The sequence below is a fragment of the Microbulbifer okhotskensis genome, assembly GCF_023895975.1.
GTDB classification, from domain to species: domain Bacteria; phylum Pseudomonadota; class Gammaproteobacteria; order Pseudomonadales; family Cellvibrionaceae; genus Microbulbifer; species Microbulbifer okhotskensis.
The window spans coordinates 1-13,291 of sequence record NZ_JALBWM010000109.1; the positions used below are offsets into that span (position 1 = coordinate 1).

Annotated in this window: 11 protein-coding genes and 1 riboswitch; all 11 genes read left to right on the forward strand. The window is 49.1% G+C overall.

The genetic code is table 11. The annotated features are described in order from the left end of the window. The first annotated feature begins 167 nt into the window (after nt 1–167). The 11 genes from MO867_RS17600 (at nt 168) to MO867_RS17650 (ending at nt 12,607) form a co-directional block, all read left to right on the forward strand. A complete protein-coding gene (locus MO867_RS17600) occupies nt 168–1,103 on the forward strand; it encodes an SPFH domain-containing protein (protein WP_252471587.1) in 936 nt (311 codons plus the stop codon). Between the two features lie 1,473 nt (nt 1,104–2,576). Continuing rightward, nucleotides 2,577–2,724: riboswitch (cobalamin riboswitch) on the forward strand. A 102-nt stretch (nt 2,725–2,826) separates the two neighbouring features. Next, nucleotides 2,827–4,695, forward strand: coding sequence for a TonB-dependent receptor plug domain-containing protein (locus MO867_RS17605; RefSeq protein ID WP_252471589.1), 1,869 nt, complete (start codon nt 2,827–2,829; stop codon nt 4,693–4,695). 36 nt (nt 4,696–4,731) lie between these two features. Next, nucleotides 4,732–5,346 carry a cob(I)yrinic acid a,c-diamide adenosyltransferase gene (gene cobO / locus MO867_RS17610; protein ID WP_252471591.1) on the forward strand — a complete coding sequence of 205 codons (615 nt, stop codon included), beginning with the start codon at nt 4,732–4,734 and terminating at the stop codon, nt 5,344–5,346. A 12-nt stretch (nt 5,347–5,358) separates the two neighbouring features. Then, the gene (locus MO867_RS17615; RefSeq protein WP_252471593.1) at nt 5,359–6,873 is read left to right on the forward strand and encodes a cobyric acid synthase; all 1,515 of its coding nucleotides are present in this window, start codon (nt 5,359–5,361) and stop codon (nt 6,871–6,873) included. Further along, the gene (locus MO867_RS17620) at nt 6,870–7,892 is read left to right on the forward strand and encodes a FecCD family ABC transporter permease (protein ID WP_252471595.1); all 1,023 of its coding nucleotides are present in this window, start codon (nt 6,870–6,872) and stop codon (nt 7,890–7,892) included. Before MO867_RS17615 ends, MO867_RS17620 begins: the two co-directional genes overlap by 4 nt. Then, on the forward strand, nt 7,892–8,674 hold the full coding sequence (locus MO867_RS17625; protein WP_252471597.1) for a heme ABC transporter ATP-binding protein: 783 nt from the start codon (nt 7,892–7,894) through the stop codon (nt 8,672–8,674). The genes MO867_RS17620 and MO867_RS17625 overlap by 1 nt, the downstream gene beginning before the upstream one ends. Further along, complete coding sequence (gene cobU / locus MO867_RS17630) at nt 8,667–9,215, forward strand: bifunctional adenosylcobinamide kinase/adenosylcobinamide-phosphate guanylyltransferase (RefSeq protein WP_252471599.1); 549 nt, start codon at nt 8,667–8,669, stop codon at nt 9,213–9,215. The genes MO867_RS17625 and cobU overlap by 8 nt, the downstream gene beginning before the upstream one ends. Nucleotides 9,216–9,240: 25 nt before the next feature. Continuing rightward, nucleotides 9,241–10,284, forward strand: a complete 1,044-nt coding sequence (gene cobT, locus MO867_RS17635; RefSeq protein WP_252471601.1) for a nicotinate-nucleotide--dimethylbenzimidazole phosphoribosyltransferase — start codon at nt 9,241–9,243, stop codon at nt 10,282–10,284. Beyond that, nucleotides 10,274–10,879, forward strand: coding sequence for a histidine phosphatase family protein (locus MO867_RS17640; RefSeq protein ID WP_252471603.1), 606 nt, complete (start codon nt 10,274–10,276; stop codon nt 10,877–10,879). The genes cobT and MO867_RS17640 overlap by 11 nt, the downstream gene beginning before the upstream one ends. Then, nucleotides 10,863–11,678 carry an adenosylcobinamide-GDP ribazoletransferase gene (cobS, locus tag MO867_RS17645; RefSeq protein WP_252471605.1) on the forward strand — a complete coding sequence of 272 codons (816 nt, stop codon included), beginning with the start codon at nt 10,863–10,865 and terminating at the stop codon, nt 11,676–11,678. Before MO867_RS17640 ends, cobS begins: the two co-directional genes overlap by 17 nt. Nucleotides 11,679–11,713: 35 nt before the next feature. Beyond that, the gene (locus MO867_RS17650) at nt 11,714–12,607 is read left to right on the forward strand and encodes a cobalamin-binding protein (protein WP_252471607.1); all 894 of its coding nucleotides are present in this window, start codon (nt 11,714–11,716) and stop codon (nt 12,605–12,607) included. The last annotated feature ends 684 nt before the right edge of the window (nt 12,608–13,291 follow it).

A 13,291-nucleotide genomic window follows, 5' to 3' on the forward strand; every position in this document is an offset into this window, starting at 1 on the left:
GTATCTGGCCGTGGTTCCTACCTATTTCGCCCCCTAAAACTGTCCGAAGTATTGGTACCTAGAGTAATTGTGCTGAACCGTAATCACAAAGGGGCCTTAGCAGCATACTGCTTAAATAATGTAAAACCTGTATTATTAATAAACCTTATATCTAGGATGATAAAAACATGCCTGAACAGTTCTTTGAAATTTTTTCTATATGGCCAATTGTACTTGGGTTGGCCATAGTTTTCTTGTTGGCCAAGGCCATCGTTATTGTTAAGCCCAAGCAGTACCATTTTGTACTATTTCTAGGCAAGTACTGGAAGACTGCCACACCTGGTTTCAATCTGATCATTCCCTATCTGTCGTGGGTCGATAAAAAAGCTTCGACAGCACTGCACGAGACACCGGTGGAGCTTAGCTTGAAGACAAGTAACCATGTTACCTTTGGGTTGATCCTCAAAGTGCAGCATCAGGTAGCCTCTGATGTGCAGCTTGCGTATAAGGCGCTTTATGACCTGGAAAATTATCAGGCGCAGTTAAGGTCCTTTGCCACGGATGCGGCTATTCCAGTAGCTAATGGCATTGAGCTTGAAGATGTGTACAACAAAAAAGAGCAAATTGCCGATAAGGCCAAGGAGCGGCTTCGTCATTTTTTCCACGACTACGGTGTCGAAATTGTCGATGTACTATCTGATGAACCGCGCCTGCCTAAGTCGGTGGAAGTCCAGGCCAACAAGGTGATGGAAATGCAACGTGAAAAGCAGGCAGCTACTTACGAGGCTGAAGCGATTCGTGAGCGTGAAGTAGGTAAGGCCAAGGCAGACGGTGAGTCGGTCAAGATTCGAATGGAGAAAATGGGTGAGGCGCGTCGCGTCTACGCCGCAAGTGCTGCCGAGGCCATCAAGGTGCTAACCAAAGCCGGCACCAGTGCCGATGAGGCCCTGCGCTTTATGACGGCCATTGCCGATAACGATGCACTGGTGACCGCTGCACGCCATGGCAGTACTGTAGTCATGGCCACCGGTCAGGCACAGCAAGTACCTGTTGCACTGGCGATGCCTGAGCAGCCCTCTGGCAGTGCCAAGTTCCGGGCTGCGGATGAAGTGCAGCACGCCTGATAGTGGCATTAGTTCAATGCGGGGTAAGCCTGAATTTCTGGCTTATCTCGTATGGTGATGTTTTCGTTATCCCATTTAAGGGGGGAGGCGGGGGCATTGATGGTACGTAGCTAAGGTTGGTGATACGCGATGACGGTGTGGTATTGCGGAAATATACCACATTAATGGGTTAATTCACTTCTAGTAGGCTGTTGAAAAGAACTCCTGATTTAGCTTTGGTTGCGGAAAAATAAAAATCCTGAAGAATTATTTTCAATAAATTTTGGTTAGACTCTTTTTAGCCAAATCTTCACTTCGTTGCAATTGGTTGGTTTCTCAAGTCTATACGCTGTCGCATACATCCAAAATTATTTCTAATGTGATGAGAATGAATGTTCTTGCCGCGAAGGGGTTCATTGTGGGGGGGGTACTCCATTTGTCTGAGTAGGAAGTTATTAGTGTAATAAGACGGCTGATTAATTTATGTCAGCGTTTCATGTTTAGATTTTATTGTGAGTACTCTGTCGGTTGTTGCTGGTGGCTGGTGATATGTACGGCTGTTTTTTTGAAAAGCTTTGGCCCTTAGTTTCTCTGTGGATATCAGCCTTTAAATTTAATAAATTATACGGTGCAGATTGGGTTGGCTCGGATCTTATGTTATCAAATCAGTTGGATTTTGGTGGCTTCTGTACTTCAGTTTTGCAGCTTTGTATATCGTCAAATACTTTGCGCCAGCTAATTCATGAAAATTGAGTATGTATATAGGAAAAATCTCAGTGGCTGATTGAAGTCTGGGAAGCGTCTATTAGAGCAGCCCCGCAACTTCTTGCCGCAAAAAGATATTATCACATTGAAACATATAATTCTTGAAGTGTGCTTCAATGATGTAGACTTCTTCTTTCTGAAAAATAAGAAGGGATAAAAGTTTGGGGTTTTGTGGTGTGTATAAAAGGAATGTAGAAATATTTATTGTGGCGCTGTGCTTTAAAGGTGGAGATATTGGTAAGCTTTTGACTCAATATGCAATTGAGCATTAAGGGGCCATCAAGGTTGAAGCGAATGAAAAAAATGAACAAGCTATACGCTTTTAAGGGTATTTTGGGTTTAGGGTGGTAGAGCGCTCACCGCTTGATGGGCAAAGTAAGCCGTATCCTCTGCTTCATGTTGAATTGTATGACCTTCAATAGATCAATAGATTGAAAATTTATCCAGCTAGAAGTGAGGGGCAAAAATTGCTCCATTGAAGGTATGGGAATAGCTTTTTTGGATTTTCAGTATTTCGAAGTCTATCTTCTGGTCTACCGGTTCAATGAGCAAATTCCAAGTGAAGCCGGGTGCACGCTGAACTTTATAAAGTTCGAATTTCTTTTTCCATTAGGAAAGTCGTAGAAGTTAGCTACTGGAATCGTATTGGCCCCTCCCACTTGGGATGGCAAGGAGATGTAGCGGTTTTCTTTATGGCTTATATTGACTTTACAGTACCTTTCCTCTAGTTTCGCCACCACGATAAGAGGTGCCTTCTGCCTTATTTGGGTTGAGAAGGTTAAACGGGAAGTCCGGAATTCCGGCGCTGCCCCCGCAACGGTGATCCGCTTGTATAGTAAGTGGTAAGCCCGATACCGGCCTCTATTCGAAACACGATGGAGCGGAGGGCTGCCATCTTGCAATACGATCTACCGCGCATTTGCGCGCCGCATTGCTACTCCTCCCTCGATCCCATGTCTTTTGTCTTAGGGGTTGAAACTTGAAAAAATCTTTATTGAGCTTGGCTGTATTATCAGCCGCAAGCGTGCCAGCTTTTGGCGAACTCACCGATAGCGAATCTTCGATTCCTGACCTGGAGACAGTGGTTGTTGTGAGTTCTCGCCAGGGTGAACCGCTACGCCAAGTGGCCACATCGGTGACGGTATTGGATGAAGAGCAGCTGAAATCACGGGGACTGGCGTCCCTGGCTGATGTACTGCGCAGTACCCCATCCGTTTCCGTGAGTAATAGCGGTGGAATTGGGAAAACAACCTCTTTACAAGTGCGCGGTGAATCTGGTTTTCGCACCCTGGTGTTGATTGATGGGATCGATATTTCCGATCCCTCCGGCACCCAGGGCGGTGCAAATATTCAACATATCATGAGTAGTAATTTGCAACGTGTAGAATTGCTGCGGGGTCCGCAAGGGATGCTCTATGGCGCCGATGCCGGGGGGGTACTGGATATTTCAACTCGCCGCGAAGATGAGGGGCAGCGCATTGAGGTTTCTGCCGAGGGCGGCAGTTATGATACCGAGCGCTACAATGCTAGCGTCAGTGGTGCCAATGAAACATTGGATTATTTCGTTTCGGCTGCTATGGCGGAAACCGGTGGTTACAACACCAGCAGTTATGACACCGAACTCAGAGATGATGACGGATACGATAATGAGACACTGCATGGTCGAGTAGGGTGGAATGTCACTGAGCAGTGGCGAGTGGAAGCGATTGCACGGGATACCGATGCCTCCGGTGAATATGATCGCTGCGGTTGGCCGTCTCAGGATGACTGCACATTTGATTTCAGCCAAAAGAGTGCCCGCGTTAGCGTGGCTCACACCGGCGAAAAGGGGCAGCAAGAACTGTCTTACTCACGCTCTGATCTGAGCCGTGCCTATTTATCTGAAGGTGTAGCTTCCTACGATGCTGAAGGGGAAATCAAAAAACTCAACCTTACTGGCTCCTATGGGTTTAGTAGTGAACACGCGATGCTTTACGGACTGGAGCAGCGTGAAGATACTGCGGGAGACTTGGATCGAGATCAGTGGGCGGTTTACACAGAATATCAGGGCAGTTATGCCGACCGGGCTTATATTACTCTAGGTCTTCGCCATGATAACAGCTCAGATTTCGGCAGTTACAACAGCTTCCGCGCCAGCACGGCCTATTTGTTTGAAGATGTTGCCAACGGTACTCTAAAAATAAAAACCAGCTACGGTACTGGATTCCGTGCTCCAAGCTTATATGAAATCAGCTACAACTCTACCGCATTCGATTGGACGACCTTTACTCCCCTGGACTTGCCATCCCTTATGCCGGAAGAGAGCCGAGGCCTGGACCTAGGTATCGAGTACTTTGGTGAAAACTCCCTGCATCTGGAATTTGTACTGTTCAAGCAGATCATTGAAAATGAAATCGGATTCGATCTTGTGGGTTACACAGGTTATCTTCAGAGTCGTGGGGAGAGTGAATCCCAGGGGGCGGAGTTTGTCGCTGAAGCACAATTGACAGACAGCCTGTTACTTTTCGCCAATTACACCTACACCTACACCTACACCGATACCGAGGAGGCCGATGACTCTCCCCGTGCGCGCAGCCCCAAGCATTTGGCTAATCTCGGCTTTACCTATAAGCCCACCAGTGCTCTCAGTCTTGCGATGAATCTGCGCTCCAGTGCTGATGCTGTGGATATTGACGGCTCTTCTATGGATGATTACCTGGTACTGGATGCCAGTGTCCGCTATCAGCTGAATGCCTCCACTACTTTATTCGTTCGGGGTGAAAACCTCACCGACGAAGACTTTGTCGAAGTGTCCGGCTATAACACCGCGGGCGCTGCAGGTTACGCCGGTGTTGAATTTAGCTTCTAGCGTACTCTTTAAATAGAATTATGAACTGAGGTGACCATGTCGGAAGATCAGCAGAAGAAAAATGCCAAGCACAAGCAGGCAATGCAGAAACACAAGGAGAAGGTTGATGCGAATATTGCAGCGGCTGATATCCAGCGTGGTGTTGCTGTTCTGCTAACGGGCAACGGCAAGGGAAAGTCGAGTTCAGCTTTCGGCATGGTCATACGCGCACTGGGTTACGGCCAAAAGGTGGGCGTGGTGCAGTTTATTAAGGGGGCACAGCTGTCCGGTGAAGAACTTTTCCTGAAAAACCAGTGCCCAGAGGTAACCCTCTACCAAATGGGGACCGGCTTTACTTGGAATACCCAAGATCGCAGTGGCGATATAGCTGCAGCCGAAAGAACCTGGGCGGAGGCTGAGAAAATGCTCACCGATGCCACCTATGATCTGGTGGTGCTGGATGAAATGACTTATATGCTCGCGTACAAGTATCTGGATGAATCGAAAGTGCTGGAGACGCTGGCCCAGCGCCCCACAGAGCAAAGCTTGGTGGTCACTGGCCGCGGCGGTGGCAATGCACTACAAGCGCTTGTCGATACTGTATCTGAAGTAAAGGATATCAAACACGCATTTAAGGCAGGGATCAAAGCCAGAAAAGGTGTTGATTACTAGGTTGTCTTTAAAATGTCCGTATTAATGATCCAAGGCACCACCTCGGATGCCGGCAAAAGTACACTGGTAGCGGCCCTCTCACGCTATTTCGCTAGGTGCGGGATCACTGTTGCGCCTTTCAAACCGCAAAACATGGCACTCAATAGCGCGGTAACGGCAGACGGGGGTGAAATAGGGCGGGCGCAGGCATTACAGGCACAAGCCTGTGGGATCGAGCCCCATAGCGATATGAACCCAGTGTTGCTCAAACCTGCTTCAGACATTGGGGCCCAGGTTATTATCCAGGGTAGGGTATTGGGTAATATGCAGGCCCTGGATTATCACCACTATAAATCCACAGCCCAAAATGCCGTATTGGAATCCTTTCAGCGGCTTAATGATCAGTATGAACTGGTGTTGGTCGAAGGTGCGGGTAGCCCAGCGGAAATTAATCTGCGTGAAAATGATATCGCCAATATGGGCTTTGCCGAGGCAGTTGATTGCCCGGTAGTATTGGTAGCTGATATTGATCGTGGTGGTGTTTTCGCCCACTTGGTAGGCACTCTCGAATTACTGTCGGCTACGGAGCGCGAGCGTGTGGTTGGCTTTGTGATCAACCGGTTTCGCGGCGACCTGCAATTGTTACAGTCGGGGCTCGATTGGCTGGAGGAGTACACCGGCAAACCGGTACTCGGGGTGTTGCCGTATCTCCACGATCTTTTTCTGGATGCGGAAGATGCGATTAGTACTCAGCAGGCCTGTGCCAATGCCAAGCTGAAAATTGTGGTGCCCGTATTACCGCGTATTAGCAACCATACAGATTTTGACGCATTGAGATTGCATCCAGATATCGATCTGCAATTTTTGAGCGTCCGAGAACCAATTCCCTCGTGCGATTGGATTATTTTGCCCGGTAGTAAAAATGTACGGGCTGATCTGGCCTATCTAAAGAAAAATGACTGGCCTGCACAGTTGGATCGTCATCTGCGCTACGGCGGAAGGCTTCTAGGTATTTGTGGTGGTTTGCAAATGTTGGGCAAAGAGGTGCAGGACCCCGACGGAATAGAAGATACCCCCGGAAGTGAGCAGGGCCTTAGTTACCTGGATTATACGACCAGACTACAGCCGGTAAAAGCGCTAAAAAATGTCACCGGCTTTTTATCCCAAGAAAACCAGCCAGTAAAAATAGAGGATATCCCTATACAGGGCTACGAAATTCACTGCGGGATAACAGAGGGAGCAGCGTTGCAAACTCCTGCCCTCTACCTGCAAGACGAAGATGAAAACCTCAAGCCAGATGGTGCCATCAGTGCCGATGGTCAGATTTTTGCTACTTACGTACATGGAGTTTTCGACTCGCCGCAGGCACAAAAAGCACTGCTCGCCTGGGGTGGCCTAAAAGCTGCAGCTCCGTTAGATCTCAACGCCCATCGTCAGAAACAACTGGACAGGCTGGCAGATGTTATTGCCGAACATATGCAGGGCACTTGGCTCAAGCAATTTAAAGGGGCTCAAGATACGGTTGCACTGCAGAAGGAAAGTCAGTGACTGTCGCTCGTATTAAAGCTGTGAATCTTGCTTGGTGGATATTGCCAGTATTGCTTGCAGTAAGTTTTGTCGCTGCCGTGGCGGTAGGCGCTGTGTATCTTTCGCCATGGCAGGTCTTCGCTGCACTGGGCGGGCAGGATGATGGAGGGCTGGCGAAGGATATTGTTCAGGCAATACGTCTGCCCCGCGCGTTACTGGCGGCTGGGGTAGGCGCGGTGCTCGCTGTCTGTGGTGCAATGTTGCAGGGCTTGTTCCGGAACCCGCTCGCTGACCCATCATTAATTGGTGTTACCGCAGGTGCTTCTTTCGGCGCCTGCCTGGCTATTCTGCTCGGTGCGGAAGTGGCGGAGATCTTCGGAAGTTTGCCAATGGTATCGATGGCCGCATTTTGCGGCGGCCTGCTCGCGGTCGCATTGGTTTACAAAGTGGCAAAAAGTGTCAATGGAACTTCTGTGGCCACCATGTTGCTGATGGGAATTGCTGTTGCCGCTTTCTCCGGAAGCCTGATCGGGCTGATGGAGTATTTTGCCGATAATGACACTCTTCGACGTATCAGCCTGTGGCTGATGGGCGGATTGGATGCGGCTAGCTATCCTCATGCCTTTTTGATTTTTGCGGTGCTGTGCGGATTGCTTGCCAGCATGCCTCGCTTTGGGTTGTCACTCAATGTTCTTTTACTGGGTGAGTCCCAGGCGCGGCACCTCGGTGTTGATGTAGAGAGGGTAAAAACCACTCTGATTGTACTTGTGGCGGCCGGGGTGGGCACCTCAGTCGCCGTGGCCGGCAGTATTGCTTTTGTCGGCTTGGTGATACCGCATATGGTGCGTCTGTGGGTAGGGCCGGATCATCGCCAACTGCTGCCATTATCTGCGTTGGCTGGCGCAAGTCTATTATTGGTCTCCGATACACTAGCACGCACAATTATTGCTCCGGTGGAGTTACCGGTAGGGTTGATTACCGCTCTAATAGGTGTGCCCTTCTTTGTTTCTTTGTTGCACAAAAGCAGGGGCTCTCACTAATGGCGCTGTTACAGGCAGAAAGTATCACCGTTTGCGTAGACAACCGGCCTCTGCTCAGCGACGTCAGTCTAGAGGTCGAAGCGGGCGAATTGGTTTGTGTGATAGGTCCTAATGGTGCGGGCAAATCGACTCTGCTCACAGCTCTTTGCGGCGAAACTGCAATGGATAACGGGTGGGTCAATTTTAAAGGTACTCCCTTGCACAATTTATCCGCCCGCAATCGAGCCAGACAAGTTGCTGTTCTTCCCCAAAACAACCCGTTGACATTTGCCTTTACCGGACTGGAGCTGGTTAGTCTGAGCCGAACACCGCATTCCACAGGGAATGAGCGAGATAGGCAGATTTGCCAGGAAGCGATGGCGATGCTGGATGTCAACCATTTATCCGAGCGCCTGTACCCAACTTTATCCGGGGGTGAGCAACAGAGATTACAGCTGGCCCGAGTGATGGCTCAAATATGGAGGGCAGAAGACGGAGGCGATCGCCTCCTGTTGCTAGACGAGCCTGCTACCAGCCTGGATATTGCTCACCAATATGGAATGATGAGAGCTGTGCGAGACTTCGCGCGAAGTGGTGTCGCCGTTGTGATGACCGTTCACGATCTCGCCCATGCCAGTGGCTATAGCGACCGGATCCTCGCGTTAAAACAAGGTCACAGCATGGCCTATGGGAGTGCGGAATCGGTGTTGACCGCAGAAAATATACAACAACTCTATGGATACAGTGTGACTGTGATACCCCATCCTTTAACAGGCAGATCACTGGTAGTCGCCGATGTATAACAACACTGGCGTACATCTGATACTGGGAGGGGCGCGCAGTGGGAAAAGTCGGCTCGGGCAGCAGCGCGCGGAGCAATGGTTACACAGGAATAAGGCTGGCGGACTTACCTACTTGGCAACAGCTACTGCGGGTGACAATGAAATGTCTACCCGAATTGCTCGCCATCGGGAAGACCGGGATCATCGCTGGCGGACAACTGAAGAATCCATTGCTCTGGCAGGGGCTTTAGTTGCAGCCCCTGAATCCCACTGTGTACTGGTGGACTGCCTTACTTTGTGGCTGAGTAACTGCCTGCATCAAGGTGTCTGGGAGCGTGAGCGGGAGGAGTTATTACGCTGTATCGATCAAAGGCACACTAACTGTAAAAGTGACACTCCCCCTTGGGTTCTTGTAAGTAATGAAGTTGGTTCGGGCATTGTGCCCTTAGGGCAGTTGTCCCGGGAATTTGTAGATGCGGCGGGTTGGATACATCAGGCTTTGGCAGAGCGGGCTGATAATGTCACCTTGGCAATTGCCGGCTTGCCGCTAACCGTAAAGTAAATAGAATTTGAGAAGCTTGATGGCTATGACAGAAGAACTGAGATGGCTCTACAAGCCCGTGCCTGCACCGGACCAAATTGCTCGCGATGCAGCTATAGCTCGGCAGAAGCAACTGATAAAACCGGAAGGTGCACTCGGCCGACTCGAGAGTATTGCTGTAGACTTCGCTGGATTCCAGGGCAAGGAACAACCTCAATTGGATCGCTTGTGTGTTCGGGTGTTTGGCGCCGACCATGGTATCGCGGCCCAGGGAACTTCACGATTTCCTCAAGCCGTAACCTCTGTAATGCTCAAGCTATTTTGTGAGGGCGGGGCAGCTATTAATGTATTGAGCCGCGAGCAGAATGCTGACTTTGCCGCAATCAACCTAGGTTGTGTGGTTCCAACAGAACACCCTGATTTAATCGATGAAGTTGTAGCTTCTTCTACGGCAGATTTTTCCCAGGGCAATACTGCCATGACACGGGACCAGCTGGCTCTGGCTCTCAATGCCGGCCGTCGCCAGTCTACCGATACAGATTGTTTTATTGGTGGTGATATGGGGATCGGCAATACCACCTCTGCCGCAGCAATTTTTGCAGCTTTGTTTGATTTAGAAGTCAGCAAGATTACCGGGCGCGGCACTGGCATTGGTGATGTAGTACTTACCCGAAAAATGGCGCTGATCGAATCAGCCTTGGAGATGCATCGGGAAAGGCTGGGATCACCATTGGCTATCTTGCAAACGTTTGGCGGTTTTGAAATTGCAGCCTTAACAGGAGCGTTTATAGCCAGTGTCCAGAGACAAGTCCCTGTATTGGTTGACGGGTTTATGGCGACTGCGGCAGCCGCCATTGCCGGGACTTTGAACCCATCAGTGAAACCCTGGCTACTCTACGCACACCTCTCCGATGAGGCTGGGCACAAGTTGGCTCTTGAGTGCATGGAGGTGAAGCCTATGCTTAGCTTCAATATGCGTTTAGGGGAGGGGACGGGTGCGGTATTGGCCATAAGTATTATCAGACAAGCGATCAATCTGCATAACAAAATGTTGACTTTTAGTGAAGCGGGATTGCCAATTGCAGATTGACCTCTTACGCCACGGCGCCTGTACCGGTGGAAATATCTTTCGCGGTCAAATTGATGTGCCCTTGACCGATGAGGGGTGGGAACAGATGTCGCGCGGGCTTGCAGAGCTAAGTGGTCCGTGGAGTCGGATTATTACCTCACCATTGCAACGCTGCCAGCTTTTCGCCACTGAGCTTGCTCGGGAGAAAAAACTAGCGATAACTCAGGCACCAGGCATTCGGGAGATTGGTTTCGGTGATTGGGAAGGGCAGTCAGTCGATAAAATCTGGGCAGAGCAAACACTGCTATGTGAAGCCTGGGGCCGTGAGCCAGATAAGCATACACCACCGGGGGGGGAACCCTTTCCCGTTTTTCGTTCCAGGGTTTTACAAACCATTGATTATCTTTCGCACCGCTATTCAGGGGAGCCTCTTCTATTGGTGACCCATGGCGGCGTGATTAAATTATTGCTTATTCTCGCCAATGGTTGGTTGCCGGTCCAGATGATCTCGTTACAAATTAATTACGGATTTGCCGCATCATTGAGATATGACCGAAATAACAAGACCTTTGCAGTTTGCTACCCGGATCAGGCTGCCTATGTTTATCGCCCGTAAGTTTTCCGATTTTTCCCAGGCATTTCTATATGCGTTGATTTTTCTTACCAGGCTGCCAGTAGCGGGTCTGCTGCACCGGGTGGATAAAGAAACGATCGAGCGGTCTATTTATTTCTACCCCTTGGTTGGGGTTGTGATTGGTGTGCTGTTATCTGTGGCAGCCTACCTGCTGGTCCCACTGGGCTCTCAGCTACAGGCAGCGATACTCTTAGGCTTCTGGGTTGTTTTGACTGGTGCTTTACATCTCGATGGTCTTGCCGATTGTACCGATGCCTACTTTGCCGGGCATAAATGTGCTGATCCTGAAGAGCAACGCAGGCGAATTCTTAAAGTAATGCACGACCCCCATTGTGGCTCTATTGCCGTTTCTGCAGTGGTTGTTTTTCTGCTGATTAAGTTCGCGGCGGTTGTAACCCTGCTTGAAAGAATAAATCCAGCATTGACAGATGCCTGGGTCTACTTGCCATTAGTGCTATCGCCTATGTTGGCCAGAGCGGCAGTATTATTTCTGATGAGTATTTCAGAATATGCGCGTATCGAAGGCCATGTCCCGCCTTCAGACCCGCAACGTAGGTGGGAACTATTGCCGATAGTTGCAATCGGAGCAGTTTTTGGCTTGGTAGCGGCACCCCTACCTGTTGCTGCCGGCATTGCCTGTACTTTACCGGCAGTGATTTTATTCTGGCGTCACTTATGGGAAAAAGCTATCGGCGGCTATACCGGTGACTGCCTGGGTGGGCTGGTCGAGATCAGTGAGATTGCAGTATTGATCCTATGGATAGCCCTGAGCAACAATTGAAGTCAACATACAAGTGAAAACAGAAGAGACAAGAAATGCCTCGGAGTAGTATCGTAAAGTTAGTGTTGGTTTTGGGTCTGTTATTAGCTGGTTTTAGCCGGGCGAATGAACCAGTTCGTGTGCAAGATGCTCGGGGACACTGGATTGAACTGCCTACGCCAGCAAAACGTATTGTCGCGCTGGCTCCAAATATCGTGGAAAACTTTTATAGTGCAGGGGCAGGAGAAAAGCTTGTCGCAGCAGTGAGCTATAGCGATTATCCTGAACAAGCCAAGCAGTTACCGCAGATAGGGAATTATAAAGTGGTAAATTATGAAAGCTTGTTGTTGTTAAAGGCTGACTTGGTTGTTGCCTGGGGCTCGGGAAATGGCAACCAGATGATCAATAAACTGGAAAATCTCGGCTTTACTGTTTTCGTTTCTGAATCTAAAACGCTCGAAGATATTGCTGAGAATGTTCAGCGTTTTGGTGAACTTGCCGGCACGAGTGACTATGCCAATAGGGCAGTAAAAAACTGGCTCAAACGGCTGACTAAGCAACAAACCAGCTATAAAAGCCTAGATCCGGTAAGTGTATTCTATCAAGTTTGGAACGACCCACTTCAAACCCTCAATGGTGACCACCTGATCAGCCATGTTATAGAAACCTGTGGCGGTCGTAATATATTTTCCGATGCGTTGGTACTGGCCCCAAAAATTAGTATTGAGGCTGTGCTCAATAGAGATCCACAAGTGATAATCGCCAGCGGCATGGGTGAAGAGCGGCCGGAGTGGCTGGATACCTGGGTCGCCTACCCAAGGCTCAGAGCTGTAAAAGAAAGCAATCTGTTCCATGTTCCGCCGGATATTATTCAACGACATACCTTTCGAGTACTGGATGGTATGGAGATGGTGTGTGATAAGCTGAGCAAAGTGCGGAGTAAAGGGTAAATCTAAGCCTGTTATTTGAATAGCGATGCAAGCCAGAAACAGTCTTGGGCTGTTATTATCAAACTGAGGAAGAAAATAACCCGAGAGATATCGTATATTTCTAGAAGGAAATTATATCTTTCAGGATTTGGGTAGAGAATATGATTAAATTTCTTTCTCTTTGCTGAGCAATTTTTTAGCTGTCCTTGTGAACAGTTTGATTACTCTGGAATGGTCTCACCCTTACTGTAATCATCCAGTTGATGGCCCTGCTCAAGGTGCGTTTGGATTTCCACTGCCCTACGTCAGTGGCGCGGAACGTCTTAACTAGAATATAATGTAATGCTTCACGTCTATGTATTTAACTTGCTTTTAATCGCGTTGATTACATACTTTGCCTGTCGACCACTCCTTAGTAGAATTGGCCCATATTATCGATGTCTCCTGATATTAATAGGTTCTATAGGTGTAATGCTGGCATTCTTAATGACTGTGATGGAAATCCTCATATTTTTTAGTGTCTACTCGCACTTTGTAGCTTCGATAGGTGATACCTCATATGGAAATCCATATAGTGCCTATAGGCCTGTCAGCATCGGCACACTTGGATGTAATTGCAGACCTTCTGAGTTTTGGTTTGGCCCTATAGTGCAACACTTCGGACAGTTTCATGCAGCTATAGCCCCATAGTCACTGTACCGCTCG